The sequence below is a fragment of the Brevundimonas sp. KM4 genome (genome assembly GCF_000964075.1).
GTDB classification, from domain to species: Bacteria; Pseudomonadota; Alphaproteobacteria; order Caulobacterales; family Caulobacteraceae; genus Brevundimonas; species Brevundimonas huaxiensis.
The window spans coordinates 1-24,173 of record NZ_JZRG01000014.1; the positions used below are offsets into that span (position 1 = coordinate 1).

At 66.3% G+C, this 24,173-nt stretch carries 29 protein-coding genes; 10 read left to right on the forward strand and 19 right to left on the reverse strand.

The window, feature by feature from the left end; genetic code table 11:
- Window positions 1-246 precede the first annotated feature (246 nt).
- The 4 genes from VH88_RS08820 to VH88_RS08835 all read right to left on the reverse strand — a co-directional run bounded on the left by VH88_RS08820 (window position 247) and on the right by VH88_RS08835 (window position 2,564).
- Window positions 247-447 (reverse strand): hypothetical protein, encoded by a 201-nt coding sequence (locus VH88_RS08820; protein WP_017505436.1) that lies wholly within the window; start codon window positions 445-447, stop codon window positions 247-249.
- 54 nt (window positions 448-501) lie between these two features.
- Window positions 502-792: a DUF167 domain-containing protein gene (locus VH88_RS08825; protein ID WP_017505435.1), complete on the reverse strand. Its 291-nt coding sequence runs from the start codon at window positions 790-792 to the stop codon at window positions 502-504.
- Between the two features lie 76 nt (window positions 793-868).
- A complete protein-coding gene (locus tag VH88_RS08830) occupies window positions 869-1,798 on the reverse strand; it encodes an electron transfer flavoprotein subunit alpha/FixB family protein (RefSeq protein WP_017505434.1) in 930 nt (309 codons plus the stop codon).
- A 1-nt stretch (window position 1,799) separates the two neighbouring features.
- On the reverse strand, window positions 1,800-2,564 hold the full coding sequence (locus VH88_RS08835) for an electron transfer flavoprotein subunit beta/FixA family protein (RefSeq protein ID WP_017505433.1): 765 nt from the start codon (window positions 2,562-2,564) through the stop codon (window positions 1,800-1,802).
- 116 nt (window positions 2,565-2,680) lie between these two features.
- On the opposite strand from VH88_RS08835, the gene VH88_RS08840 reads away from it, so the two are divergent.
- A complete protein-coding gene (locus VH88_RS08840; RefSeq protein ID WP_017505432.1) occupies window positions 2,681-3,025 on the forward strand; it encodes a hypothetical protein in 345 nt (114 codons plus the stop codon).
- Window positions 3,026-3,035: 10 nt separating this feature from the next.
- Here the strand turns inward: VH88_RS08840 and VH88_RS08845 are convergent, their stop codons facing one another.
- Window positions 3,036-3,608, reverse strand: a complete 573-nt coding sequence (locus tag VH88_RS08845; RefSeq protein ID WP_045810927.1) for a cob(I)yrinic acid a,c-diamide adenosyltransferase — start codon at window positions 3,606-3,608, stop codon at window positions 3,036-3,038.
- A 2-nt stretch (window positions 3,609-3,610) separates the two neighbouring features.
- On the reverse strand, window positions 3,611-3,814 hold the full coding sequence (locus VH88_RS08850) for a twin transmembrane helix small protein (protein WP_045810928.1): 204 nt from the start codon (window positions 3,812-3,814) through the stop codon (window positions 3,611-3,613).
- A gap of 161 nt (window positions 3,815-3,975) precedes the next feature.
- Here VH88_RS08850 and VH88_RS08855 point away from each other — a divergent pair, with 161 nt between their 5' ends.
- On the forward strand, window positions 3,976-5,130 hold the full coding sequence (locus tag VH88_RS08855) for a hypothetical protein (RefSeq protein ID WP_045810929.1): 1,155 nt from the start codon (window positions 3,976-3,978) through the stop codon (window positions 5,128-5,130).
- Between the two features lie 7 nt (window positions 5,131-5,137).
- On the opposite strand, the gene polA is transcribed toward VH88_RS08855, so the two are convergent.
- From polA to VH88_RS08880, 5 genes are all read right to left on the reverse strand, one after another.
- A complete protein-coding gene (gene polA, locus VH88_RS08860; RefSeq protein ID WP_045810930.1) occupies window positions 5,138-8,050 on the reverse strand; it encodes a DNA polymerase I in 2,913 nt (970 codons plus the stop codon).
- A gap of 37 nt (window positions 8,051-8,087) precedes the next feature.
- Entirely contained in the window at window positions 8,088-8,705 is a 618-nt protein-coding gene (locus VH88_RS08865) for a DUF6655 family protein (protein ID WP_017505427.1), read from the reverse strand.
- Window positions 8,705-9,145: a VOC family protein gene (locus VH88_RS08870; RefSeq protein WP_017505426.1), complete on the reverse strand. Its 441-nt coding sequence runs from the start codon at window positions 9,143-9,145 to the stop codon at window positions 8,705-8,707. Before VH88_RS08870 ends, VH88_RS08865 begins: the two co-directional genes overlap by 1 nt.
- Before the next feature lie 81 nt (window positions 9,146-9,226).
- Window positions 9,227-9,466, reverse strand: coding sequence for a zinc-finger domain-containing protein (locus VH88_RS08875; protein WP_017505425.1), 240 nt, complete (start codon window positions 9,464-9,466; stop codon window positions 9,227-9,229).
- Window positions 9,467-9,522: 56 nt separating this feature from the next.
- Window positions 9,523-9,816 (reverse strand): hypothetical protein, encoded by a 294-nt coding sequence (locus VH88_RS08880; protein WP_231576630.1) that lies wholly within the window; start codon window positions 9,814-9,816, stop codon window positions 9,523-9,525.
- A gap of 185 nt (window positions 9,817-10,001) precedes the next feature.
- Here VH88_RS08880 and VH88_RS08885 point away from each other — a divergent pair, with 185 nt between their 5' ends.
- Entirely contained in the window at window positions 10,002-10,976 is a 975-nt protein-coding gene (locus tag VH88_RS08885) for an ABC transporter ATP-binding protein (protein WP_045810932.1), read from the forward strand.
- On the opposite strand, the gene VH88_RS08890 is transcribed toward VH88_RS08885, so the two are convergent.
- The 3 genes from VH88_RS08890 to VH88_RS08900 all read right to left on the reverse strand — a co-directional run bounded on the left by VH88_RS08890 (window position 10,973) and on the right by VH88_RS08900 (window position 13,499).
- Window positions 10,973-11,854: an alpha/beta fold hydrolase gene (locus VH88_RS08890; protein WP_045810933.1), complete on the reverse strand. Its 882-nt coding sequence runs from the start codon at window positions 11,852-11,854 to the stop codon at window positions 10,973-10,975. The two genes, VH88_RS08885 and VH88_RS08890, sit on opposite strands and share 4 nt — an antisense overlap.
- Window positions 11,855-11,916: 62 nt before the next feature.
- Window positions 11,917-12,426 carry an HAD-IIIA family hydrolase gene (locus VH88_RS08895; protein WP_045810934.1) on the reverse strand — a complete coding sequence of 170 codons (510 nt, stop codon included), beginning with the start codon at window positions 12,424-12,426 and terminating at the stop codon, window positions 11,917-11,919.
- Window positions 12,423-13,499, reverse strand: coding sequence for an AGE family epimerase/isomerase (locus VH88_RS08900; RefSeq protein WP_045810935.1), 1,077 nt, complete (start codon window positions 13,497-13,499; stop codon window positions 12,423-12,425). The genes VH88_RS08895 and VH88_RS08900 overlap by 4 nt, the downstream gene beginning before the upstream one ends.
- A 175-nt stretch (window positions 13,500-13,674) precedes the next feature.
- Between VH88_RS08900 and VH88_RS08905 the strand changes: the two genes are divergently transcribed.
- The 4 genes from VH88_RS08905 to VH88_RS08920 all read left to right on the forward strand — a co-directional run bounded on the left by VH88_RS08905 (window position 13,675) and on the right by VH88_RS08920 (window position 17,341).
- Window positions 13,675-14,838, forward strand: a complete 1,164-nt coding sequence (locus tag VH88_RS08905; protein WP_045810936.1) for a DegT/DnrJ/EryC1/StrS aminotransferase family protein — start codon at window positions 13,675-13,677, stop codon at window positions 14,836-14,838.
- Between the two features lie 4 nt (window positions 14,839-14,842).
- Window positions 14,843-15,775: a Gfo/Idh/MocA family protein gene (locus tag VH88_RS08910; RefSeq protein ID WP_045810937.1), complete on the forward strand. Its 933-nt coding sequence runs from the start codon at window positions 14,843-14,845 to the stop codon at window positions 15,773-15,775.
- A gap of 47 nt (window positions 15,776-15,822) precedes the next feature.
- Window positions 15,823-16,326, forward strand: a complete 504-nt coding sequence (locus tag VH88_RS08915) for a hypothetical protein (protein WP_045810938.1) — start codon at window positions 15,823-15,825, stop codon at window positions 16,324-16,326.
- Between the two features lie 217 nt (window positions 16,327-16,543).
- A complete protein-coding gene (locus tag VH88_RS08920) occupies window positions 16,544-17,341 on the forward strand; it encodes an exodeoxyribonuclease III (RefSeq protein ID WP_045810939.1) in 798 nt (265 codons plus the stop codon).
- Between the two features lie 3 nt (window positions 17,342-17,344).
- Here the strand turns inward: VH88_RS08920 and VH88_RS08925 are convergent, their stop codons facing one another.
- On the reverse strand, window positions 17,345-18,793 hold the full coding sequence (locus VH88_RS08925) for a PLP-dependent aminotransferase family protein (RefSeq protein ID WP_045810940.1): 1,449 nt from the start codon (window positions 18,791-18,793) through the stop codon (window positions 17,345-17,347).
- 62 nt (window positions 18,794-18,855) lie between these two features.
- Between VH88_RS08925 and VH88_RS08930 the strand changes: the two genes are divergently transcribed.
- On the forward strand, window positions 18,856-19,443 hold the full coding sequence (locus tag VH88_RS08930) for a YitT family protein (RefSeq protein ID WP_045810941.1): 588 nt from the start codon (window positions 18,856-18,858) through the stop codon (window positions 19,441-19,443).
- Between the two features lie 48 nt (window positions 19,444-19,491).
- On the opposite strand, the gene VH88_RS08935 is transcribed toward VH88_RS08930, so the two are convergent.
- From VH88_RS08935 to VH88_RS08945, 3 genes are all read right to left on the reverse strand, one after another.
- Complete coding sequence (locus VH88_RS08935; RefSeq protein ID WP_045810942.1) at window positions 19,492-20,796, reverse strand: S41 family peptidase; 1,305 nt, start codon at window positions 20,794-20,796, stop codon at window positions 19,492-19,494.
- 41 nt (window positions 20,797-20,837) lie between these two features.
- Window positions 20,838-21,524 carry a response regulator transcription factor gene (locus VH88_RS08940; RefSeq protein WP_017505413.1) on the reverse strand — a complete coding sequence of 229 codons (687 nt, stop codon included), beginning with the start codon at window positions 21,522-21,524 and terminating at the stop codon, window positions 20,838-20,840.
- A gap of 65 nt (window positions 21,525-21,589) precedes the next feature.
- Window positions 21,590-22,306 (reverse strand): YggS family pyridoxal phosphate-dependent enzyme, encoded by a 717-nt coding sequence (locus VH88_RS08945; protein WP_045810943.1) that lies wholly within the window; start codon window positions 22,304-22,306, stop codon window positions 21,590-21,592.
- Here VH88_RS08945 and VH88_RS08950 point away from each other — a divergent pair.
- Window positions 22,305-22,949, forward strand: a complete 645-nt coding sequence (locus VH88_RS08950) for a thiamine phosphate synthase (RefSeq protein ID WP_052689539.1) — start codon at window positions 22,305-22,307, stop codon at window positions 22,947-22,949. The genes VH88_RS08945 and VH88_RS08950 overlap by 2 nt on opposite strands.
- A gap of 10 nt (window positions 22,950-22,959) precedes the next feature.
- Here VH88_RS08950 and VH88_RS08955 read toward each other — a convergent pair whose 3' ends face one another.
- Entirely contained in the window at window positions 22,960-23,379 is a 420-nt protein-coding gene (locus VH88_RS08955; protein WP_231576631.1) for an NtrZ family periplasmic regulatory protein, read from the reverse strand.
- Window positions 23,380-23,703: 324 nt separating this feature from the next.
- Between VH88_RS08955 and VH88_RS08960 the strand changes: the two genes are divergently transcribed.
- Window positions 23,704-24,168 (forward strand): DUF3576 domain-containing protein, encoded by a 465-nt coding sequence (locus VH88_RS08960; RefSeq protein WP_045810945.1) that lies wholly within the window; start codon window positions 23,704-23,706, stop codon window positions 24,166-24,168.
- Window positions 24,169-24,173 lie beyond the last annotated feature (5 nt).

Genomic DNA, 24,173 nt, shown 5'->3' on the forward strand with positions numbered 1-24,173 from the left:
TGAAACCAACCGATGAAAGCAAGACGTTTTTCAACTCTTTCTTTCGTGGGACGTTGGAGATTTTCATCCCCGCCGCCCCGCCGGCCGGCCCGTTTCCGAGCGAGGCGGCTCTATACGGAGACGCGGATTTGTCAGCAAGCGGATTCTGACAAGACAGGGGAAGTTTCTCGCAGACTCATGATCGTCGATCAGGAATCGCAGTCCTCGAGCCTATTCGGGGCCTGCAAATCCGGGCGTTTCGCCGTTTCAGGCCCCGCCGAGACGCGACATCAGTTCCGGATCCTGCTCAGAGGCCGCGACCTCATCATCGAAGGCGCGCTGGGCGTCCGCCTCTTCCGAGAAGGTCGCCGGGTCGGACAACCGCAAGCTTGAGACCGCGTAGACATCGCCCTTCAGCTCGAGCGTGACGCCGCTGCGGGCGTGGAGGATGCGGGCGTCCATCGTCATTGGGCTGGTCTCCTGTTCCGATGCAGAACGCACCAATCGGCCGGATGGCTCTCCTCAATCGCCAGAAAGACCGTCGGCGAGGCGCAAACGCAGCTCTTCGTCATCCAGGCCCTGCACGACGAGCATCTTCGAGCGCGACTGTCCGCCGCGTCCCAGGCTGACCGACGACTTCGGGACGCCGAGACTTTTGGCCAGCAGTCGGATCAGGGCGTCATTGGCCTCTCCCTCGATCGGGCGGGCGCGGACGCGCACCTTGAGCACGCGTCGACCCTCGGCGTCGCTCTTCCACCCATCGATGCGGTCGGCCGCAGCGCCGGGCTGCAGCCTTACAGGCAAATTCGCCATGCGGTCCTCTGCGGGCAAGAAAAAGGGCGCGGCTCCGATCGGCGCCGCGCCCTTTTCAGATCGATGCGACCTGGGCCTAGCCCAAGGCGGCCATCAGTTCCGGCACAACCGTCTTGTAGTCGCCGACCAGACCATAGTCCGCGACCTGGAAGATCGGGGCGTCCGCATCCTTGTTGATGGCGACGATGGTCTTGGAATCCTTCATCCCGGCCAGGTGCTGAATGGCGCCCGAGATGCCGATCGCGATGTAGAGCGCCGGGGCGACCACCTTGCCGGTCTGACCGACCTGATAGTCGTTGGGCGCATAGCCGGCGTCGACCGCCGCGCGCGAGGCGCCGATGGCGGCGCCCAGCTTGTCGGCGAGCGGCTCCATCACGGCATGGAACTCATCCGCCGAGCCCAGGGCGCGACCGCCCGAGACGATGATCTTGGCGGCGCCCAGTTCGGGCCGGTCCGACTTGACCATTTCCTCGGACACGAAGGCCGTCTTGGGCGCATCGGCGCCGGCGACGCTCTCGACCGCAGCCGATCCGCCTTCGGCGGCGGCGGCGAAGGCGGTCGGGCGCACCGTGATCACCTTCTTGGCGTCGGCCGACTGGATCGTCTCCAGCGCATTGCCGGCATAGATGGGGCGCACGAAGGTATCGGCCGACACCACCTCGATGATGTCCGAGATCGGCGCGACGTCCAGCTTGGCGGCCAGACGCGGGGCGAAGTTCTTTCCGTCCGTGGTCGCAGGCGTCAGGATGGCGTCGTAGCCCCCGGCCAGCGGCAGGACGGTCGCCTCGACCGCCTCAGCCAGCATCTTGCCCAGACCGGCGCTATCAGCCAGCAGCACCTTGCGGACGCCCGCGATCTTGGCGGCGCTGTCGGCGGCGGCCTGCGCCCCCTGCACCAGGACCAGGACGTCCACATCGGACGACAGGCCCAGCGCGGCGGTCACGGTCTTGTGGGTGGTGTCGCGAACGGTCGAACCGTCGTGATCGGCGATGACGAGGACAGCCATATTACAGCGCTCCCGCAGACTTGAGCTTGGAAACCAGTTCGGCCGCATCGGCCACCTTGACGCCGGCCGACCGCTTGGGCGGCTCGGTGACCTTGATGACCTTCAGGCGGTCGGCGACATCGACGCCGTAGTCGGCGACCGCCTTCATGGCGATCTCCTTCTTCTTGGCCTTCATGATGTTCGGCAGGGAGGCGTAGCGCGGCGTGTTCAGCCGCAGGTCCACTGTCACCACCGCCGGCAGTTCGGCGGCGATCGTCTGCAGACCGCCATCGACCTCGCGCGTGACCGTGGCCTTGCCGGCATCGATCACCAGTTTCCCGGCGAAGGTCGCCTGGGGCCAGTCTAGCAGGGCGGCCAGCATCTGGCCCACCGCATTGTTGTCGCCGTCGATCGACTGTTTGCCCATCAGGACCAGGTCGGGCTTTTCTTCCTCGACCACCGCCTTCAGCAGCTTGGCGACCGCCAGCGGCTCAAGATCCGTGTCCGACTGGATCAGCAGACCTCGATCGGCGCCCATGGCCAGCGCCGTGCGGATGGTTTCCTGCGCCTGGGTGACGCCGATGGAGACCACGACGATTTCCGTCGCGGTGCCGGCGGCATGGTGTTCCTTGCCTTCCTTCAGACGAACCGCCTCTTCGACGGCGATCTCGTCGAAGGGGTTCATGCTCATCTTGACGTTGGCCAGATCGACGCCCGACTGATCCGCCTTGACGCGGGCCTTGACGTTATAGTCGATCACCCGTTTGACGGGGACGAGTACCTTCATGGGTCTATCCGTGAAATCGCCTGAATGTGTGGGCAGGACATGGAGCGGTCGCGAAGGCCTGTCAACGTAACGCGGGGTCAAGCTGTGGCTTCGATCCCTATCCAACGGACCACGAGATGAAGCGTTTCCTGACCTTTCCCCGCCTGGCGATGATCTTCTTCGGCCTGTTCGGCATCACGGTCGTCGGGATTTTCGCCCTGCAGGACTACTGGGTCGCGCCCGGCAAACGGTGCGAGGCGGCAGGCAAATGGTACGATATGGAAAGCCGCATCTGCGCCCAGCCCATCTCCATCGCCCAGATCACCGGCCGCCCAAACGGCGTGTCGCGCGCCGAGGCTTCGGCCGAGAAGAATCGCGAGCTGGTTCGCATCGAACAGGACCTCGCCGCCCAGGGCCGCGCCCGCGCCGCAGAGGCCGAGCGTCAGAAAGCCGCACTGGCGGCGGCGCGTCCCGCCGCCTGACCGGCTTCGCCTAGCGGGTCGCGCCGGGCTTCCATTTGATGTCGCTGGCGCCGTTGGCGTTGGCGCGTCGCGCGGCGACGAAAAGATGGTCGGACAGGCGGTTCAGATATTTGACCGCCTCGACATTCACGGCCTCGCCGTTTTCGATCAGACGCACCGCCTCCCGTTCGGCCCGTCGGCAGACGGTGCGCGCGACGTGCAGATGGGCCGACAAGGGCGCGCCGCCCGGCAGGATGAAGCTGTCGAGCGCCTTCAGGCTCTCGTTCATCCAGTCGATTTCCTGCTCCAGCCGCGCAACCTGACCCTCGACGATGCGCAGGGCCTCCCACGCAGGCGGAGGGTCCAGGGGCGTAGCCAGATCGGCGCCCAGGTCGAACAGCTCATTCTGGATCCGGCCCAGCATGGCGTCGATCCGGTCGTTCTGGCCGCTGTTCAGCCGGGCGACCCCGATCACCGCGTTCAGCTCATCCACCGCGCCATAGGCCTCGACCCGGGCATCGCTCTTGGACACCGGCGCGCCGGACGCCAGCCGCGTGCGACCGTCATCGCCCGTGCGGGTGTAGATCTTGTTCAGCGTCACCATGATCAGGCCCCCTGCGTCGCCTTCCACAACATGCCGACGACCAGCAGGATGACGGCGACCGCCTGAAGCCCGACGCGCAGCCGCATCAGCTTGTTGGAATGGCTGCGCGCATACTCTCCGCCCCGGAACAGCGAATAGAGGCCGAAGCCCAGCGTGACCGTCACGGCCAGGATCGCGAGGATGATCAGAATGTCGAAAATCTGCATGCCGTCGTTCTAGACCCGGATCGCTGTCACGCGCCAGCGCGGCGCGTCAAAGGGCCGGAAGGACAGGGCTCAGCCGCCTATTGATCTGAAATTCGACGACCAAGGATATTTTAACAGCCAAGCTAAGCCATTGGTGACATTTGTTGGCGTAGCGTCAGCCCATGACTGATCGCGCCGTCCGCAACCTGGAGCATCTCAAAAGCTCGGCTTCCACCGCTCGCGTGCTCAACCTGCTGCGCGTGTGGGAGGAGAACGGCGACAGCGCGCCCGACGGCGCCGTGCGCAATCCCGACTGGGCGGCGCGTCCGATCTTCCGCACGGCGGCGCTGAACCGCGCTCTGATCATCAAGCATCGTCTACGGCGCAACGAGACCGATCTTTTCACCGGCCGACGCCAGGTCGCGACCAAGGTGGTCATCCCTATCGACGATGCGGACCTGAAGACCGGCGGCCGATACGTCTTCGTCAATCAGATCGGCTTCGAGCGAATGATGATGGAGGCGTTCGGCGTCGCGCCCAACCATCCGGACATCGAAACCCTGCGCCTGATCGACAAACTGCCGTCTTTGGATCCCTTCCTGCTGCGTGAACAGCTGCGTCGCGGCGGCCTGGACCCCTCGCCCTGCTACTTCTCGATCAGCGACAGCGATCTTCAGCGCATGCTGGCCTTCGTCCGCAGCGAGATCGAGCCGCTGGTGACGCTCAGCCTGGGCGCGGACACGATCGCAGTGAACTCGGATTCGGCCGGGCGGATGGCGGCCAAGATTCTGTCGAACACGCCCGGCGATCAGCTGGACGCCCTGCGACTGACCCTGCGCCTGGCGCCCGAACAATATCAAGAGGGCGTCTTCTGCTGGAAAGGCTTCCTCTATTACAAATGGACGCTGGCCGCCCTGCTGGGCGAGGTCGCCGGCGTCGCCGAGGCCGTGCGCACCATCAAGCCCGTCGGCAAGGTCGATCACGCCGCCAAGGAATATCTGGCGCGCAGCCGCGATGTCCTGCGCGGGCGCATCATCAAGACCTGCGACGAGGTCAGCAGAACCCTGCGGGTCTATGACGACGCCTACGCCAAATTGACGCAAGAAGGCCGCCCCATCGCCTTCCGCGACTTCCTCCTGGACGCCCCCTCAATGTTCGCCAAGCTGGGCGATCAGCTGGGCGCCGTCCAGCACATCGTCAGCTACTGGCGCTTCCGCTTCGGCTCCTCCGCCGCTCCGGTGAACGTCGAGGAGCTGATGGACATTTTCATGGACTTCGAAACCGGCCTGCTCGGCCGCGGCGAACTCCCCGACGACATCGGCATGATCGCCGCCTAGCCCGATCCTAGTGCGCCGCGTCCCAGTTGGACGCCGCGCGGGCATCCACCACCAGCGGAACTGTCAGGGCCACGGCCGGGTCTGCAGCGTTCTCCATCACGCGTTTGATGACGGCGATCGCGCGGTCGGCCTCGGCTTCCGGCGCCTCGAACACCAGTTCGTCGTGGACCTGAAGCAGCATGCGCGTGCTGAAGCCCGCTTCGGTCAGGGCGTCGGGCATGCGGATCATGGCGCGGCGGATGATGTCGGCGGCTGCGCCTTGGATCGGGGCGTTGATGGCGGCGCGCTCTCCGAACTGGCGCTCGGCGCCGGACTTCGAATGAATGGCCGGGATGTGGATGCGACGGCCGAAGACGGTCGAGACGAAGCCGGTCTGGCGCACCTCCGCCTTGGTCTTGTCCATATAGGCGCGGATGCCTGGGAAGCGTTCGAAGTAGGTCTTGATATAGGCCCCCGCCTCGCCCTGATCGATGCCCAGCTGGTTGGCTAGGCCGAAGGCCGAAATGCCGTAGACGATGCCGAAGTTGATGGCCTTGGCGCGCCGGCGGGTCTCGGACGGCATGCCCTCGACCGGCACGCCGAACATCTCCGAGGCTGTCGCGGCGTGAATATCCAGTCCCGCCTTGAAGGCGCGCTTCAGCTCGGGGATGTCGCCGATGTGGGCCAAAAGGCGCAGCTCGATCTGGCTGTAGTCAGCGCTGATCAGGACATTGCCGGGCGCGGCGATGAAGGCCTGGCGGATCTCGCGACCCGTCTCGGTGCGGATCGGGATGTTCTGCAGGTTGGGATCGCTGGACGCCAGACGGCCCGTGGTGGCGGCGGCCAGTTGATAGCTGGTGTGGACCCGGTCGGTCGCGGGATCGGCGGCGGCGGTCAGGGCGTCGGTATAGGTGCCCTTCAGCTTTGACAGTTGGCGCCAGTCCAGGATCGCGCGCGGCAGATCGTGGCTTAGCGCCAGTTCCTCCAGCACGCTGGCGTCGGTGCCCCATTGGCCCGAGGCGGTCTTCTTGCCGCCCGGGAGGTTCAGTTCGCCGAACAGGATCTCGCCGATCTGACGCGGCGAGCCGATATTGAAGGGCCGCCCGGCGATCTCATGAGCCTGGGCCTCCAGCTCGGCCATGCGCAAACCGAACTCGCTGGATAGCCGCTTCAGCCGGTCGGGATCGATGCGAACCCCGTTCAACTCCATGTCCGCCAGCACCGTCGGCATGCCGCGCTCCAGCGTCTCATAGACGGTGGACAGGCCCTCACGCGCCAGACGCGGTTTCAGAATACGCCACAGCCGCAGGGTCACGTCCGCATCCTCGGCCGCATATTCCGAGGCGGGCTTCAGCGCGACGTGCTTGAAGGATTTCTGGCTCTTGCCGGTCCCCGCGACGCTCTTGAACGGAATCGGCTCGTGGCCCAGGTGCAGGCGCGCCAACTCGTCCATGCCGTGCCCGTGAAGCCCGCCCTCCAGCACATAGGAGATCAGCATCGTGTCGTCATAGGGCGCGACGCGGATGCCCCGACGCGCCATGACGGCGATGTCGTACTTGGCGTTCTGAAGCACCTTCAGGACCGACGGATCTTCCAGCAACGTCTTCAGCTTGGCCAGGGTCGTAGGCTTGTCGAGCTGATGGATCGGCTCTGGCGCTTCGCCTGCTTCGCCAAACAAACCACCCTCGCCGGCCTGCGGCTCATGCTCGTGCGTCAGGGGGATGTAGCAGGCCTCGTTCGGCCCCACAGCCAGCGAAACGCCGCACAGGCCCGCATGGGTCGCCGACAACGTATCGGTCTCAGTGTCGAAGCCGACGACGCCGACCTCCGTCGCGCGCGCGATCCAGCGATCCAGCGCCTCTTCGGTCTGGACGCATTCGTAAGCCGCGTGATCGAAGGTCTGGACCTCGGCCGGACCTTCGACGACCTGGCCATAGCGAGGGGTGGCGACGGGCGCGTTCAGGTTCGGCGCACGCTTGGGCGCAAAGGCGGAAACGTCGCTGGGCCCGGCCTTGCCGTCGCCGACGCGGCGCTGAAGCGAGCGGAACTCCATCGTCTCTAAGAAGGCCGACAGGATTGCGGGATCGGGATCGCGCACGGCGAAATCCTCGATCGCCTCGGGCGCCGGCGCATCGCAGGTGAGGCGCACCAGTTCGCGCGACAGCCGGATCTGGTCGGCGAAGTCGATCAGCGTCTGGCGACGCTTGGGCTGTTTGATCTCGCCGGCGTTGGCCAGCAGGGTGTCCAGATCGCCGTATTCGTCCAGCAGCTGCGCCGCCGTCTTCGGCCCAATGCCTGGCGCGCCGGGGACGTTGTCCACGCTGTCGCCGATCAGGGCCTGCAGATCGACCATCTTGTCCGGGCCGACGCCGAACTTTTCGAAGACCTCAGGCTCGGCCAGACGCCGGTCCTTCATCGGATCCCACATCACGACGCCGCCGCCGATCAGCTGCATCAGATCCTTGTCGGACGAGACGATCACCGCCTCCCCGCCTGCATCGCGCGCCTTGCAAGCGTAGGTGGCGATCAGGTCGTCGGCCTCATAGCCGGGCAGTTCAACGCAATGCACGCCGAACGCCGCCGTCGCCTCGCGCACCAGCGGAAACTGCGGGACCAGGTCCTCGGGCGGCGGCGGGCGATGGGCCTTGTACTGATCATACAGGGTGTTGCGGAACGTCATTTCCGAATGGTCGAAGATGGCCACCAGGTGCGTCGGGCCATCGGCTCCCTTCATGTCCTTCAGCAGCTTCCACAACATGTTGCAGTAGCCCTGGACCGCGCCGACCGGCAAGCCGTCAGACTTGCGCGTCAGGGGCGGCAGGGCGTGATAGGCGCGAAAGATGTAGGCCGAGGCGTCGATCATCCAAAGCCGCAGCGCAGGGCCGCCCTGCGTCATCGGGCGTTCGGTCTCTGGATTTTCGGGCGCAGTCGTCTCGGTCATGGCGGGAACATAGGGCTCCTACGCCCCCGCGTCAGCGTCAGAATTCGGTCCAGCTCGATCCCGGATCACGTTGACCCGGCTGGGCCTGCTGCTGGCCCCAGGACACGACCATGAAGGCCTTGTGGCTGCGGATACGATACGTGCCGATCATCGGCACGACGGCGCCCAGCGGCGCACCGGTCTTGGCTTCGTAGAGGAAGCCGGAAAACTCGGCGACCCCGACCCGGTCGCGGTGGCTGTAGACCGACAGTTCCGGCAGGGAGACGACGTTGAAGGTCTCGTTGATCGGGATCCGCATCTCGGGAATACCGAAGACGCGCCGCATCTGCTCCAGCGACAGAGCGCCGGCGCGGATTTCGAACACGGCGTTCGCCTCGTCCTTGTTGCGGGCCAGACTGAAACCGGCGTCCGAGATCGCGCCGCGGATCGCGCTGACGGCGTAGCGGGTGCCCTCGCCCTGGAAATAGGCGTCGTCGATGAAGACCGAAGCGCCCGTCGGCAGCGGCAGGACCAACCCCTCGACCGCCCGGTCCGAGGCGCGCGCCAAGAGCAGCTGCTCCGTCGCCGTACGGCCGGTGTTGCTCTCGGTGGTCGAGGCGCAGGCCGACAGCACGACCGCCGCAACCGTCAGCAGAGCCGCCGTCCGCGCCGTCATCACCAGGCGCCGACGTTCGGCATGGAGGCCCAGGGCTCGGCCGGCGCCAGCGGCGCGCCTTCCTGAAGCAGTTCGATGGAGATGCCGTCGGGCGAGCGGACGAAGGCCATGTTGCCGTCGCGCGGCGGACGGTTGATCGTCACCCCGCCGTCCATCAACTTCTGGCAGGCGGCGTAGATGTCATCGACCTTATAGGCCAAGTGACCGAAGTTGCGGCCGCCCTGATACTCTTCCGGATCCCAGTTGAACGTCAGCTCGACCTCGGGGCAGCGTTCCGCCGCCGACTGTTCCAGATTCTTGGGCGCGGCGAGAAACACAAGCGTGAACCGGCCCGCCTCGTTCTCGGTGCGGCGCACCTCCTGCAGACCCAGAAGGTCGCAATAGAAGTGCAGCGAGGCGTCGATGTCCTTTACCCGGACCATGGTGTGCAGATAGCGCAAGGCTCGTCTCCGTCCGAACAGCGTGTCAGCCGTCTATAGACCCAACCGCCGCGACACCGCGACTGAACTGAGGTTACGGCCTCAGTGGGCCTCGGGCGCGCGGGCCGCCGGGCTCAAATATTCGTTTTCGTCGTGGGCCTGGGCTGACAGAACGAAACGCCGGTCGCAATAGCCGCACTCGATGAAGTCGTCCTCGCCCATGTCCATATAGACCAGCGGATGACCCAGGGCTCCGCCGCCGCCGTCGCAGGCCACGCGTTTGGTCGAGACGACGATCTCTTCGGGCGGCGGGATGATGGCGTCGGAATGGCGGGGAGGCATGGTCCGGTCCGGGTCTGAAAGGCTTGCGGGCTTCCTAGGCGGACCGGCCCCGAAGGTCAAACCTCGCTGGGCGCCGCCGGGCGACGGCCCAGAAGACGGTTCAGCATCGCCTTGCGCTTCTTGAACAGGGTCAGGCCCAGACAGGCCGCGCCGACCCACAGACCGATCTCGCCGATCAGCAGCAGGGCGGCGCCGGCGATGGCGGCATGCGTCATCTCGATCTGATCGGTCTTGCCCGCCAGCAGCGCCAGTCCTCCACCGATGTAGCCAATGGCGCAGACCGCCATGGCGACGAAGCCTAGCAGGCGGGTGCGGGTCAGAGGCGTCTTGGCTTTGTGAACGGGGGTCATGGCGGTCTCCATCAAGTTCAGTTGTCTTTATGACAAGCAGGCTAGACACGCAAAACGTGCAAGTCAAGCACCATTGACACATGGACAGGCCTGCTTGTCTAATACTGTCGGTTAGACAGGTTGGCGAATGCGGTCCCTCGCCCTACCTATGCCGCTCGCCGTCCCGCCCGAGTGAATAGCTGACCATGTCTGAGACCCCCGCCCTGCCCGACAACGCCATCGAGGTGCGGGGACTGAAGAAGACCTATGCCGGGTCCAAGAAGGCTGCGCCCAAGACGGCCCTGCGCGGCGTCGACCTGGTCATTCCGCGCGGCTCGGTCTTCGGCCTGCTGGGCCCGAACGGCGCCGGCAAGTCGACCCTGATCAACATCCTGGCCGGGGTGGTGAAGAAGTCCGAAGGCTCTGTGACCATCTGGGGCCGGGACATCGACAAGGAGCCGCGCGACGCCGCCGCCGCCCTGGGCGTCGTGCCGCAGGAGATCGTCGCCGACGTCTTCTTCACCCCGCGCGAATCGCTGGAGGTGCAGGCGGGCTTTTACGGCGTGCCCAAGGATGAGCGCCGGTCCGACGAACTGTTGGCCGCGCTGGGCCTGTCGGACAAGGCTAACGCCTATGTCCGCGCCCTGTCCGGCGGCATGAAGCGCCGCCTGATGGTGGCCAAGGCCCTGGTCCACAATCCGCCCATCCTGATCCTGGACGAGCCGACGGCCGGCGTGGATGTCGAACTGCGTCGCCAGCTGTGGGCCTATGTCCGCCGCATCAACGAAGAGGGGGTGACCATCGTCCTGACCACCCACTATCTCGAAGAGGCGCAGGAGCTTTGCGACACCATCGCCATCGTCAACCGGGGCGAGGTTGTGGCCTGCGAACCGACGCCGCAGCTATTGCGCCGTCTGGACAGTCGCAATGTGGTCGTGACCCCGGAAACGCCCCAGGCGACGCCGCCGGTGCTGGCTGGCTTCGAGGTCACGCCCCGTCCGGGCGGCGCCTTCGCGGTCGCCTACAAGAAGGGGCAGTCGTCGGTCGAACAGGTCATCAACGCCGTGCGCGCCGCCGGCGTCACCATCGCTGACATCACCACCGAAGATCCGGACCTGGAGGACGTCTTCCTGGCCCTGACCTACGGCGATACGTCACGGGTCGATCCGACCAGGGACTAATCGACCTCGGCCAGGAATTCGAAGATCGCCGCCTTGGCCTCGGCCTCGTCCAACATGGGCGCGTGGCCGATGCCGGGAACCTCGACATAGGCCATGGTCGGGGCCGCCTTCTTCATGCGCGCGGCGATGTCGGCGCTCAGCAAGTCGGAGTTGGCTCCCCGCACCAGCAGCGTCGGCCTCTTCTTCGCCAGCCGCCCGAACATGGGCCACAGATTGGGGACCAACGCCTTGGCCCCCGCCGCGCGGATCGGCACGGCGATGTCGGGATCGTAGTCCAGCGCGATCTCGCCGTCGGGCTGCTGGCGGAAAATGCGTCGCGCGAAGGCGTCCCAGTCCGCATCCGTATAGAGCGGGAAGGCCACCGAATTGATCCGCTTCGTATAGGCCGCTGCATCGGCCCAGGAGCCGATCTCGACCGGCTGACCGCTGTAGGCAGCGATCCGCGCCAGACCTTCCGGCGCCACCTCCGGCCCGATGTCGTTCAGGATCGCCGCGACCACCGCCTTGGGCCGGATCGCCGTCAGCGCCATGGTGATGAGCCCGCCCATGGAGGTGCCGACGAAGACCGCTCGATCGATTCCAGCCTGCTCCATCAGGGCCAGAACGTCGCGCGCATAGACGTCGGGCATGTAGGTCATGGGGTCGGGCGCACGGTCCGACAGGCCGCGCCCGCGCACATCCACCGCCAGCACCCGCCGCCCGCTTTGGGCCAGAAGCGGCGCTATGGCTTCGAAATCGGCGCTGTTGCGGGTCAGGCCGTGAATGGCGATCACCGGCGGCCGCGCCACGCCGGGACCGGGCGCATAATCCCGCGCAAAGAGAGAGAGGCCGTCCGGCGAAGTCCAACGGCGTTCAGCGAATGGATAGGGCGCGCTCATTGGCGATCTCCTCCGATTTGGCTCAGAGTAATTCACCAGCCAAGGAAATGCGACGTCCGGTCCTAGAGACCGACCACATCGCGCACGAAAGCGTCCAGATCGCCGCCTTCAAAAAGATAGCCCGCCACCCCGGCCCGCTCACCGGCCTGCAGATCGCGCTTCTGATCGCCGATGATGAAGGACTGCGTCGGGTCCAGATCGTGCTCTTCGATGGCGCGCAGCAACATGCCCGGATTGGGTTTGCGATCAGGGTGGTCGGGATGGCGATAGCGCGCCTCGATCGCCTCGGGATGGAAGGGCGCGGAATAGACGGCGTCGATAATCGCCCCCTCTTCGGCCAGTCGCGCGACCAGCAGATCGTTGAAGGCGTTCATCGTCTCTTCGCTGAACAGGCCCCGCGCCACGCCCGACTGGTTCGTCACGATCACGGTGCGATAACCGGCCTGGTTCATCCGCCGCACCGCCGCCGCCGCACCGGGGATCAGCTTCAGATGCTCAGGCCGATGCGGATAACCGCTGTCCTCGATCAGCACCCCGTCCCGATCCAGAAAGGCGGCGGGCCGGCCGGTCATACGTCGCTCCGAAGCAGTTCCGAAAAGGCGGTCATCAGGTGGTAGAGGCTGGAGGCGGGCGCCGCCGCATCGTGTGAGCGGCCTTCGGCGTCGTAGCTGTCCACCCATAGGCCCGGCACAGCGGTGGCCAGATGCGTGTCGAACACGGCGGCGATCAACCGTGGAAGGCCCGCGTCGCCAAAACTCAACCCCGTGCGAATGGCCTCGGTCTGGGCCCACAGGCGCCGTCCGCCATCCAGCACCTCTCCCGCCGGGCCGATCTCGCGGATCGCGAATCCGTCGCGATAACCCTGCGCCGCCGCCCGACGATGTAGCGCCGCGGCAAGATCTGAGTCGTCCCCGTCCTGTTTCAGCAGCCAGGCCCATTCTTCAAGGTGGCCCGGCTCGATCACATGACCCGTCGCCGGCTCGGCGGACCAGTTCTCAGTGAAATATTCGCGGATCGCGCCGTTGATCAGGAAGCGGTGTTTGCACAGGTCCAGCGACGCCCGCGCCGCCGCCTCGAACGCCGGATCGGGCGCGATCGCCTGCCAGGCCAGCATGGCCTCCAGCATATGCATGTGGGGATTTTGACGACGCGGCAGGCGTGGCGGCAGAGCCTCCTCCCATCCTCCCCGCGAAGACGCCATCAACCGATCGATCGCAGCCAGCGTCTCAAGCGCCAGAGGCCGCGCTCGCGCATCATCCAGGACGCGGTGCGCCGCCGCGAGCGCGAACAGAACGAAGGCCAGGTCGTAAAGATCAGGCGTCTCATCGACGACCACGCCGTCGTCATCGGTCGCCGCGACCCAAAGGCCGTCGTCACGTCGGCGGTCGGCTATCAGTTGATCCAGCCCGGCCTTGGCCACCGCACGGCCCTGCGCCCATCCCAAGGCCGCCGCTTCGCAGAAAACATAGATCTGACGCGCCTGAACACGTGTGCGGCGACGAAGACCGATCACCGGCCGGCCGTCGAAATCCAGCTGCTCGAAGAAACGCCCCTGCGCGTCCACGCCCCGCTCGGCCCACAGCGGCAGGGCATGGTCGAACAGCCAGTTCGAGACCCTGGTCCGGGCGGCGGAAAGCGTCGTCATGGCGCTGGCTTAGGACGCCAGCCGACGGGCGCCAAGGCCTGTGTGCGGTAGCAAAGGGCAACGCGATGTGACGCCGCGCGATTTGGCCCGCGCGCCCGATCTTGCTAGGACGACCCGACATTCGCGGCCCGCCTGTCCGGCCGCCGCACCCGATCCCCCGTGGAGAGCGTCCCCCATGATCCCCTTCATCGACCTTCAGGCCCAGCGCCAGCGCCTCGGCGGCAAGATCGAGGCCGCCGTTCAGGAAGCCGTCGTCGGCGGCGCCTGGGTCATGGGTCCGCAGGTCCGTCAGTTCGAGGCAGACCTCGCCGCCTTCGGCCAGGCCAAATACGCCTTGGGTTGCGGCAACGGCACCGACGCCCTGATCCTGCCGTTAATCGCTTGGGGCGTCCGCACCGGCGACGCCGTCTTCTGCCCCAGCTTCACCTTCACGGCCACGGCCGAGGTCGTGCCGTGGCTGGGCGCCTCGCCCGTGTTCGTGGACGTCGACGACCACACCTACAATATGGACCCGGCCAGGCTCGAGGCGGCCATTGAAGCGGTCAAGGCCGAGGGTCGCCTGACGCCCAAGGTGGTCATCGCCGTCGATCTGTTCGGCCAGCCCGCCGACTATCCCGCCATCCGCGCCGTCTGCGACCGCCACGGGCTGAAGCTGATCTCGGATTCGGCGCAAGGTTTCGGCTGCACCCTGAACGGCAATCATCCGCTGAAGTGGGCCGACGTCACCACGACCAGCTTCTTCCCGGCCAAGCCCCTGGGCTGCTACGGCGACGGCGGTGCGGTGCTGACCGACGACGACGATCTGGCGCAGGAAATGGATTCCCTTCGCGTGCACGGCAAGGTCGTCGCCAAGGACCTGGAGGCCGGCGCCGCCGCCTTCGCCCACGACCCCAAATATCTGGCCATGCGCATCGGCATGAACAGCCGGCTGGACACCATCCAGGCCGCCATCCTGATCGAGAAGCTGAAAGTCTTCGGTCAGGAGATCGAATGGCGCAACCGGATCGCCGCCCGCTACAACGAACGCCTCGCGCCCCATGTCTCGGCCGTGCCTCACGTCATCGACGGCGGCGTCTCTATCTGGGCGCAATACACGATCGAACATGAGGATCGCGACGGTCTGGCCGCGCACCTGAAGGATCAGGGCGTGCCCACCGCCGTCTATTATCCGGTGCCGATGCACATCCAGCCGGCCTATCAGCGCTTCCCGCAGGGTGCGGGCGGCTTGCCGATCACCGAACGGCTGAGGGACCGGGTCCTCAGCCTGCCGATGCACGCCGATCTGGACGAGGCGACCCAGGACAAGATCGTCGCCGCCGTCGCCAGCTACAAGGGCTAAGCCGATGCCGAACACCCCCGCCCTCAAGATCGGCGTCGCCGGCGTCGGCGTCATGGGCCGCAACCATGCACGCGTCGCCTCCGAAATGCGCGAGTTCGACCTGACCACCGTCTTCGATCCCGATGCGGTGACGGCCGAGGGCGTCGCCGCCGCCTATGGCGCATCGCCCGTCACGACGGCCCAGGCCTTCGTCGACGCCGGTCTGGACGCCGCCATCGTCGCCACCCCCAACCGATTCCACGCCGAGATCGGCGTCGCCCTGCTGGAAAAGGGCGTCCATGTCCTGGTGGAAAAGCCGATCGCCGCCAGCGTCGCCGACGCCCAGCGCATGATCGATGCGGCCAAGGCCAATGACCGGGTCCTGATGGTCGGTCAGGTCGAGCGCTTCAATCCGGCGGTCGAAACCGTCAAGCGCGCCGTCGCCGATGACGACATCATCTCGATCCAGATCACGCGGGTCGGTCCCTTCCCGCCCCGCATGGGCGAGGTCGGCGTGGTCATCGACCTGGCCGTGCACGACATCGACATCATCCGCCACCTGACGGGCTCCGAGATCGTCGAGGTCCAGCCGCAACTGGCCCGCACGCGCGCGGACCGCGAGGACACGGCCCTGCTCCAGTTCCGCCTGGACAGCGGGGTGATCGCCCACATCACCACAAACTGGGTCACCCCCTACAAGACCCGCACGCTGCAGGTCGCGACCAAGACCAAATTCATCGTCGCCGATCTGATCACGCGCCAGGTCACAGAATACTTCGGCCAGCAGCCGGACGGCTCCTACTCGACCCGGATGCTGAACAGCTGGCCGGCCGAACCGCTGAAAAAGGAGCTGGAGGCCTTCGCTCGCGCCATCACGACCGGCGAAACACCGGCCGTCACCGGCGAAGATGGCCTGCGCAATCTCGAGGTCGCGCTGCGCTGCCTCGGCGAGCACTGATCGAATCAGGCCCCGTTCTCGCCGCAAAACCTGAGGAAGAGAGACGTATGCGCCGTATCACCGCCACCGCTCTCGCCTTGATCGCCGTTGGTTCGGCGGCGGCGCCCGCCCATGCGGACACCCGCTACCTGGCCTATAATGCGTCGGACAGGATCACCCAGGCGCTGACCAAGGGCGTCACCTTGCAGGTGCGGCGCGGTCTGTTCGGCGCGGTGCAGGTGGAACGTCTGTTCTCCACCACCGCGCGCGGCACGGCCGGTTTCACGCGCGGCGGACCGGACGCCGCGCGACGCGTCCTGCCGCAGGGCGCAGAGGAAAACGACATCTACGCCATCGATCAGGACGGCGACGGCCGTGGCCTGTCGCGCGCCCTATGTCCCGGCGCCGACGAGGTGTGGCTGATCATGGGTCGCGTCCGTGCGCCGCGGCCTCTGACTATGCAGGCCGTGGGCCGGTGGTCGGACGGCGCCTATCGGCACTGCGTGACGCTCAGCTACGACTGGCGCGGTGAGTGGGCGACGGCCCCGCAGGCGCAAACGCCGCGAGACTGATCCGCGTCCTGACTGTTTCATAATCAGCACGCGCAAGCTGACAATTGTGACGATTTGACTTTTATAATCGTCAGTGACATTTTGCGCACATGAGCGGCGGCGGCCGTTCTACCGCCCTGGAATATCCCCCTCCCCGGCGGCGAGAGAGACGAACCTCCCAGAGCCCGGCCCGTCGCGGCCGGGCTTTTTTTACGCCGTGCGCCTGCTAGACGGGGGCATGACCCTTCGCCTCGCCACCTGGAACATCAACTCCGTCCGCCTGCGCATCGACCAGGTCGCCCGCTTCGTCGCCGAACGCGCGCCCGATGTCCTGATGCTGCAGGAGATCAAATGCACGACAGACCAGTTTCCGCGCGGCGCCTTCGAGGACATGGGCCTGTCCCACCTTCGCGTGGCGGGCCAGAAGGGCTGGCACGGCGTCGCCATCGCAAGCCGTCTGCCGCTTGAGGACAGCGATACCTTCCAGGTCTGCAAACTGGGTCATGCGCGCTGCGTCTCGGCCCGCGTGTCCGGCATCGACGTGCAGAACTTCTACATCCCGGCCGGCGGTGACGTTCCCGACCGGACGCTGAACCCCAAGTTCGATCACAAGATGGACTTCTATGAACAGCTGACCGCCATCGTGGCCAAGCAGGACAAGTCTCGTCCCCTGGTCATGGCCGGCGATTTCAATATCGCCCCCGGCGAAGGCGATGTCTGGAACCACCGCTATATGTCCAAGATCGTCAGCCACACGCCGATCGAGGTCGAGACCCTGAACCGCCTTCAGGAGACCGGTGGTTTCGCAGACGTGTTGCGCGACCGTTTCCCCGAGCCCCAGAAACTGGCCAGCTGGTGGAGCTACCGCGCCGCCGACTTCCGCAAATCGAATCGCGGCCTGCGCCTGGACCACATCTGGACGTCGCCCGGCTTGACTCCCGCCGTGGTCAAGGACACCGCCCGCATCCACGACGACGTCCGCGAGTGGGATCGTCCCAGCGACCACGCGCCGGTCACGGTTGATCTGGATATCTGATCCTTAATAAACGGCGACCGGCTTGACCGACGCCGGCGCCTTTCGCCCCCGGCCGACCTTCCTGGCGGCGCGCCCCAGCCGAACCACCGCCTCGTCCAGCTGATCTTCCGGCAAGGTGTAGGGCAGGCGCAGCCGGCGTTCGAAGGCGCCGTCGACGCCGAATCGCGGACCGGCGGCGAGGCGCAGGCCTTCGGCCTCGGCCGCGATCGTCAAAGCGGAACTGATCGGCCCCGGCAGCCGCGCCCACAGGGACAATCCCCCAGCCGGGCGCGGACAGACCCACTCAGGCAGTTTTTCGGCGAGCCGCGCGCGCAGATGATCCCGCCGGGCGCGCAAGAGGGGCCGACGCGCCGCCAGGGCCTTTCCGCCGTCGTTCAGCAGTTCGACCGCCGCCAGCTGCTCCAGAATCGGAACGCCCAGATCGAAGCTGGCGCGGCTCTGGGCCAGACGCTGGATCACCGCCCGGTCGGCGCGGATCCAGCCGATCCTCAGCCCGCCCCAAACGCTCTTGGACATCGATCCCAATCTGACGATCCGCGGCGCATCGACGGCCGAGGCGCTGAGCGCTGGCGGTCCGCTCAAGGTCAGCTCGACCAGGGTCTCGTCCAGCACGAGCAGAGTCTCCGATCCCTTCAGGCCTGCCAGCAAGCGCGTCCGGTCCGACGCTCGCATCATCCGGCCGGTCGGGTTGTTATGGTCCAGCACTAAATAGGCCATGGCCGCGTTGCTGCTTCGGCAGGCCGCAATCAGACCCTCGACATCCCAACCCTCCTCGCCCTCGCCGTCCGGCAAGGCGACGGGCACGGCGCGACCGCCCGCCGCCAGGATGGCGTCGATCGCCTGCGGATAGGTGGGATGGTCGAACACCACCGGGGCGCCGGGGCGCGTCGTCAGGCGCAGAAGATGCACCAGTCCGTTGTGCGCGCCGTGCGTGATCAGAATCTGCCCCGACGAGGTCGCCAGGCCGCGCCGCCGATAGCCGGCCGCCACCGCTTCACGCAGCGCCTCCAGCCCCACCGTCTCGTACCCGTGACCCGGCAGGTTCGCCGGCAACCGCTCCAGCGCCCGCACATAGGCCGCGTGCACATTGGGATCGGCCGGCAGAACGGCGGCGGTCAGGTCGATCAGGCCGGCCTTGTCCGTTGGCGTCGCCTCATGACGCGGCGCCGGTCCGGTCGGCAGGCTGGTGCGCGCGGCGGCGCCCTGCCCGCCCGTCAGGAACCCGTCGTCCCGCAAGCGCCCGTAGGCGGCCGAGACGGTCGTGCGGCTCAAGCCCAGCGCCTGAGCCAGTTCCCGTTCGCCGGGCAACCGCGCCGCCAAGGGCAGTCGGCCATCCAGAATCAGCAGTCGTACCGCCCCCGCCAGCTGCCGGTAGGCTGCGCCAGCACCCGGCGACCGCCAGGCGCCGAGATGGCGTGTCAGGGAAACAAGACCGATCGACCGCGACGACATGAGGCCAGAATGGCATAACTGGCTCTGTTTTCGATAGCCAGTTTGGCGCATCTGGTGGGTTTATGACCCGTCGCCTGATCCAACTGTTTATCGGCCTCGTCCTCTACGGCCTCTCCATCGCCCTGATCGTTCGTGCCGATCTCGGTCTGGATCCGTGGGACGTGCTGAACCAAGGGGTGTTCGAGCGGTTCGCGAAACCCAGCAGAGTCAGCTTCGGTCTGGTGGTCAATCTGATCGGTATGGCTGTGCTGCTGCTATGGATTCCCCTTCGCCAGAAGCCGGGGATCGGGACCGTGGCCAATGTGCTGGTCATCGGCACCGTCGCCAACTTGGGCCTGGACTGGATTCCGTCCGACCTGGGCCTACCGCTCCGGGCCGGCCTGCTGATCGCCGGCATCGTCCTGAACGGCGTGGCCAGCGGGGCCTATATCGGCGCGGGCCTTAGCCCCGGTCCCCGCGACGGCCTGATGACGGGCATCGTCGCGCGCACCAGCTGGCCGGTGAAATGGGTGCGGACGGCCATCGAAATGACCGTTATCGCCGTCGGCTGGCTATTGGGCGGCTCGGTCGGCTTGGGCACGGTGCTCTACGCCCTGACCATCGGCCCGTTGGTCCACGTCTTCCTGCCGCTGTTCACGATCCGTCGGTAGACTCCGTCAGTCTTGCTGCCGTCCGCCGGTTGATCGAGGCGAAGCGGCCTAATGCGAAAGTCGTCGCATCAAGGCCTTCACGGCCTTGGCGTGACCATGGTCCAGATCGCCCTCGGGATAGAGATCGATGCGGACCTGCGGCGTCAGCCCGCGTCCTTCAAGCGGATGGCCTTGCGGATCGACGTAAAGCTCCATCGGCATGGCGAAGCGCCAACCATTGGCGAGAACGACAGGGCTCTGATCGGAAAACGCGCCTCTCGTCCGGGTCCCGGCGTGCGTGATATTGGGCAATACCGTCATCATCTGGCTGAATGTCTCGCCGGCGCTGACGGTGATGTCGCTGGTCAGAAGCCAGACCGGGCCGTGATAGCCCGTTCGATTCGAAGGTCGCACCTCCACGACCTGCGGAGCGACGCCCGATCCCCAGCCCCTCTTGGTGTAGGCGACGCGCGGCTGGTCGGCGAAACGCGACGCGATCAACCGGCTGACAGAGTCATAACCGCCGCGATTGTTCGAGACATCCACGATGACCGCTCGCGCCCCGTGGAAAGCGATCATCGCCTCGTCGAGGGCGGCTTCCAGCAGCTCTGTGGAAGCGGCGTCCTCGGCGTCGAACCCTCCCATGGTCACGATCGCCAGATAGCCTACGCCGTCGTTCACCCCCCAGAAGACCCGGTTATTGGCGACGGCGTGACCTTCACCGTCAAGGATGGTCTGAAGGACGCCTTCGCGCCACGCGCCCAGCCACGCCCTCTCGGCCCTTGGCTCGGAGCGTGCGTTGACCGCGTCCAGGGTTCGTCCGCTCGACACCTGAAGGTCTTGCGCGCGGCCTTCGATTTCTGCGCTCAATTCGATATGTGCGTCATCCAGTCCTGATAGAAGGTCGGCGGCGGCGGCGAACGCCTGGCTGGGGGATGGTGTCTGTGAAAGACGCCCAAGCACCTCGCTGCGACGGGCTTGGAAATCGATCTTTCGAGCCTCGAAACCAGGATAGTAGGCCTGCATCAAATCCGAGATGGCCAGGACGGCGGCACGGTCGCTCGTATCTGGATGTTCGCAGGCCGGGGGCAGAGCCGGCAGCCCGTCGAACACATAGATGCTCGCCTGATCGTCGTGCGCTTCGGTCAAGCCTATGCCGTCAGCCACGGGGACGGCGGCGGCGAAGCTGTCTTTCAGATCTTCCCCATCGGGATCCGGCCAGCAGGCCCCGCCGGCCTCGTGATAGACCCGGATGTCTTGCCCGGCGCGGACGATCACCAGACCATAGCCGCGCGATCGGAACACGCCGTCCGGCGCCACGGACGGCATCGGTGATTGCTGGAGCAGGGCGGCGAGGGCGAAGGCGGCGATCATGCCGTTTCATCGCCTGCGCGAACGCTGTCGTCCAGACGGTTCTAGGGTTGAAGCCGATATCCGCCCGCATCGGTCAGCAGAAGACGCGCATGGCCCGGCTCGGGTTCGATCTTCTGGCGTAGGCGATAGATATGGGTTTCCAGCGTATGGGTCGTGACCCCGGCGTTGTAGCCCCAGACCTCGGTCAGCAGTTCTTCGCGCGACACCGGCTTGGCCCCGGCGCGATAGAGGTATTTCAAGATGTTGGTTTCCTTCTCGGTCAACCGCACCTTCTTGCCCTTGGTGTCCATCAGCACCTTGGCGGCGGGCCGGAACTCGTAGGGGCCGATGGTGAAGACCGCGTCCTCGGACTGTTCATGGCTGCGCAGATGGGCGCGGATACGCGCCAGCAGCACGGCGAACCGGAAGGGCTTGGTGACATAGTCGTTGGCGCCGGCGTCCAGACCCAAGATGGCGTCGGCGTCCGCCGATTGCGCCGTCAGCATGATGACCGGGGTCGAAACCCCGTCCTTGCGCAACAGGCGACAGGCCTCGCGGCCGTCCATGTCGGGCAGATCGACGTCCAGCAGAATCAGATCGGCGCGGATCTCGCGCCCCATCCGCACCCCATCCGTGGCGGTCGACGCCTGCTGGGTGCGAAACTCCTCATGCAGGTTCAGCTGCTCCGCCAAGGCCTCTCGCAGGTCGTCGTCGTCGTCGATGATCAGAATGGTCTTGGGCGTAGGCATGGGACAGACAATGGCGAGGCTTGGCCCCCGCGCCAAGGCTTGGGGGTGCGAATATTCACATCGGGTTACGAGCTAGAGGGCGTTTCGGGTCGATTTCGTTCCCCGAACAAGGCCGTTCCGACCCTGACGTGCGTCGCGCCGCACCGTATGGCGGTCTCGTAGTCGCCGCTCATGCCCATCGAAAGGACCGATAAACCGTTTCGTTCGGCCATGTCCCGCAACATCTGAAAATGTGGCTCTGCGTCCTGATCCGCCGGGGGAATGCACATCAGACCCTCGACCATCAGCCCGTAGGTGTCTCGGGCCGCCGCAATCAGGGCGTCGGCGGCGTCGGGCAGGACCCCGGCCTTCTGCGGTTCGGCGCCGGTATTGACCTGGACAAGGACGCGCGGCGATCGGCCGCGCTTTTCGCCCGCCTGCGCCAGGGCCCGCGCCAGCTTCTCGCGGTCCAGGGTCTCGATCACGTCGAACAGAGCGACCGCATCCTCGGCCTTGTTGGTCTGCAACGGGCCGATCAGCCGCAACTCCAGGCCCGGCAAGGCTGCGCGACGGTCCGCCCACCGTCCCTGCGCCTCCTGCACCCGGTTTTCGCCGAAGATCCGCTGACCCGTCGCAAGGATGGCGTCGATGGCCTCTGGGGCTTGCGTCTTGGAGACAGCAGTCAGGGTCACGCCCGCCGGATCCCGACCGGCCGCATGGCAGGCGGCGTCGATGCGCGCCCGCACCCCGGCGACCCTTTCGGCGATGGACGGGGCGGAAAAAGCGGAGGAAGAAGAGGTCATGATCCTGCCGGCCGGTTACAGCGACGATGCGCGCGCGCTCTGGAACGCCGCGACCGCTCTAAACCGCGCCGCCGCCGCTGTCAGCCCGGCCGCCGCGGCCTTGCCGCCGATGCTGTTCTTCACCGACCCGGATCGCACGCCACGACCGTGGGAGACGGCGGCGCGCCTGCCCGCCGGTTCGGCCGTGGTCTATCGCGCCTTTGGCGCCTCGAATGCCGTCGAGACGGGACATCGGCTTCGGGAAGCGACGGCCGGTCGGGACGTGAAATTGCTGGTCGGGCTGGACCCCAATCTGGCCGAGGCGATCGACGCCGACGGGCTCCACCTGCCCGAACGGGCCGCGGAGCAGGCCATGCGCATCCGCTCGGACCGACCCGACTGGATCCTGACGGCAGCCTGGCATGGCTCTTCGCCCGCACCCGAAGACCTGAACGCCGTGATCCTGTCGCCGGTGTTTCCGGCGGGCGGTGCGTCCGCCGGCAAACCCGCCTTGGGCGTCGCGGCATTCGAACAGCATGTGAAAGCCGCCCGCCTGCCCGTCTATGCGCTGGGCGGCGTCATGCCAGACAACGCAGCAATGCTCGCACACACAGGCGCTTGCGGCCTGGGGGCGGTAAATGCGATCCAGTCGGCGTTTCGCTGACCGGTCGAGATCAGAACTTGAAGATGGTTTCCAGACGGACGCGGGGCTGGGCCCGGCCGTTGGTTTCGGGCGCACGGGCCGGATCGGCTTCCGGTGTGCTGACGGCGGCGGCGGCGCCGACACGCAGGCGGTCGTTCAGCCGATAATAGGCGCCGGCCTCGACATCACCCCATTCGGTCTCGCGGCCGACGGGCTGATTGAGGTTGAAATCCAGACCCCACCGGCCGCGGTCGTTCAGGCGAAGACCGCGACGCTGCGGCGCTGGCGTGTTGCGTTGCGCCGCCTGGGCTTCCGACAGAGAGACTGTGGACCGGCTCTGGGCGAGCGCGGACGTCGACGCAGCCATCGCCGTCGTCGCCATCATCACAGCCAGGAAAACACCGAACCGCATACCAAATCCTTCGAACCCCGCCATGAGGCGACGTTTCATCCCTGAACCGACCTTATATGGTCGTGAGCCCCGCGATTAGACACCGGGCGTCTGCGCGGTCAACGCAATGGGCCGGCGATAACAAGGTTCCCACGCATTGTTGTCGGCGTATGTGTCTCAAGCGTCACGGGATTCGGGCGGATTCCGGCGAAATCTCACACGCCCTTCGCAAAACACCGCCACGCGCGATGCGACGGGAACCGACTTCGCCTTGTCATCGCCCCTTTTCGCCGTGTTATAGAGCCTGGCAGTCGGCATTCCTCATGCCGTGCGCGCGTGCGGGCGAGGGCTCTCACGTCCCTGAGTTTACGGAGACTTCTCTTGATGAGCCTCAACAAGGCCCTGGTTCGGAACGTCGCGGTCGTGCTGGTCTCGGGCGTGGCCCTGGGCGCGTCCCTGTCGGCCTGCTCGAGCATTCCCTTCGTCGGCGGCAAGAAGTCTGCGCCCAAGACGAACGTGCAACAGGGCATCGGCGTGAACGCCTTCCTGTGGCGCGCCTCGCTGGACACCCTCAGCTTCATGCCGCTGCTGACCGCCGATCCGTGGGGCGGCGTCATCAACTATGACTGGTACATCAACCCCCAGACGCCGAACGAGCGCTTCAAGGCGACCGTCTTCATCCTGGACACCCGTCTGCGCGCCGACGCGCTGAATGTCACGGTGACCAAGGAAGTTAAGGGCACCGATGGTCAGTGGACCGCCGCCCCGGTCGCCGCCCAGACCGAGGCCGATCTGGAAAACGCCATCCTGACTAAGGCGCGCCAGCTGAACCTGTCGAACGCCGGTTAAAGCCG

Coding starts and splice junctions, on each gene's coding strand:
- VH88_RS08820 (WP_017505436.1), bottom strand. CDS start 447: ATGACGATGGACGCCCGCATCCTCCACGCCCGCAGCGGCGTCACGCTC.
- VH88_RS08825 (WP_017505435.1), bottom strand. CDS start 792: ATGGCGAATTTGCCTGTAAGGCTGCAGCCCGGCGCTGCGGCCGACCGC.
- VH88_RS08830 (WP_017505434.1), bottom strand. CDS start 1,798: ATGGCTGTCCTCGTCATCGCCGATCACGACGGTTCGACCGTTCGCGAC.
- VH88_RS08835 (WP_017505433.1), bottom strand. CDS start 2,564: ATGAAGGTACTCGTCCCCGTCAAACGGGTGATCGACTATAACGTCAAG.
- VH88_RS08840 (WP_017505432.1), top strand. CDS start 2,681: ATGAAGCGTTTCCTGACCTTTCCCCGCCTGGCGATGATCTTCTTCGGC.
- VH88_RS08845 (WP_045810927.1), bottom strand. CDS start 3,608: ATGGTGACGCTGAACAAGATCTACACCCGCACGGGCGATGACGGTCGC.
- VH88_RS08850 (WP_045810928.1), bottom strand. CDS start 3,814: ATGCAGATTTTCGACATTCTGATCATCCTCGCGATCCTGGCCGTGACG.
- VH88_RS08855 (WP_045810929.1), top strand. CDS start 3,976: ATGACTGATCGCGCCGTCCGCAACCTGGAGCATCTCAAAAGCTCGGCT.
- polA (WP_045810930.1), bottom strand. CDS start 8,050: ATGACCGAGACGACTGCGCCCGAAAATCCAGAGACCGAACGCCCGATG.
- VH88_RS08865 (WP_017505427.1), bottom strand. CDS start 8,705: ATGACGGCGCGGACGGCGGCTCTGCTGACGGTTGCGGCGGTCGTGCTG.
- VH88_RS08875 (WP_017505425.1), bottom strand. CDS start 9,466: ATGCCTCCCCGCCATTCCGACGCCATCATCCCGCCGCCCGAAGAGATC.
- VH88_RS08880 (WP_231576630.1), bottom strand. CDS start 9,816: ATGACCCCCGTTCACAAAGCCAAGACGCCTCTGACCCGCACCCGCCTG.
- VH88_RS08885 (WP_045810932.1), top strand. CDS start 10,002: ATGTCTGAGACCCCCGCCCTGCCCGACAACGCCATCGAGGTGCGGGGA.
- VH88_RS08890 (WP_045810933.1), bottom strand. CDS start 11,854: ATGAGCGCGCCCTATCCATTCGCTGAACGCCGTTGGACTTCGCCGGAC.
- VH88_RS08895 (WP_045810934.1), bottom strand. CDS start 12,426: ATGACCGGCCGGCCCGCCGCCTTTCTGGATCGGGACGGGGTGCTGATC.
- VH88_RS08900 (WP_045810935.1), bottom strand. CDS start 13,499: ATGACGACGCTTTCCGCCGCCCGGACCAGGGTCTCGAACTGGCTGTTC.
- VH88_RS08905 (WP_045810936.1), top strand. CDS start 13,675: ATGATCCCCTTCATCGACCTTCAGGCCCAGCGCCAGCGCCTCGGCGGC.
- VH88_RS08910 (WP_045810937.1), top strand. CDS start 14,843: ATGCCGAACACCCCCGCCCTCAAGATCGGCGTCGCCGGCGTCGGCGTC.
- VH88_RS08915 (WP_045810938.1), top strand. CDS start 15,823: ATGCGCCGTATCACCGCCACCGCTCTCGCCTTGATCGCCGTTGGTTCG.
- VH88_RS08920 (WP_045810939.1), top strand. CDS start 16,544: ATGACCCTTCGCCTCGCCACCTGGAACATCAACTCCGTCCGCCTGCGC.
- VH88_RS08925 (WP_045810940.1), bottom strand. CDS start 18,793: ATGTCGTCGCGGTCGATCGGTCTTGTTTCCCTGACACGCCATCTCGGC.
- VH88_RS08930 (WP_045810941.1), top strand. CDS start 18,856: ATGACCCGTCGCCTGATCCAACTGTTTATCGGCCTCGTCCTCTACGGC.
- VH88_RS08935 (WP_045810942.1), bottom strand. CDS start 20,796: ATGATCGCCGCCTTCGCCCTCGCCGCCCTGCTCCAGCAATCACCGATG.
- VH88_RS08940 (WP_017505413.1), bottom strand. CDS start 21,524: ATGCCTACGCCCAAGACCATTCTGATCATCGACGACGACGACGACCTG.
- VH88_RS08950 (WP_052689539.1), top strand. CDS start 22,305: ATGATCCTGCCGGCCGGTTACAGCGACGATGCGCGCGCGCTCTGGAAC.
- VH88_RS08945 (WP_045810943.1), bottom strand. CDS start 22,306: ATGACCTCTTCTTCCTCCGCTTTTTCCGCCCCGTCCATCGCCGAAAGG.
- VH88_RS08955 (WP_231576631.1), bottom strand. CDS start 23,379: ATGAAACGTCGCCTCATGGCGGGGTTCGAAGGATTTGGTATGCGGTTC.
- VH88_RS08960 (WP_045810945.1), top strand. CDS start 23,704: ATGAGCCTCAACAAGGCCCTGGTTCGGAACGTCGCGGTCGTGCTGGTC.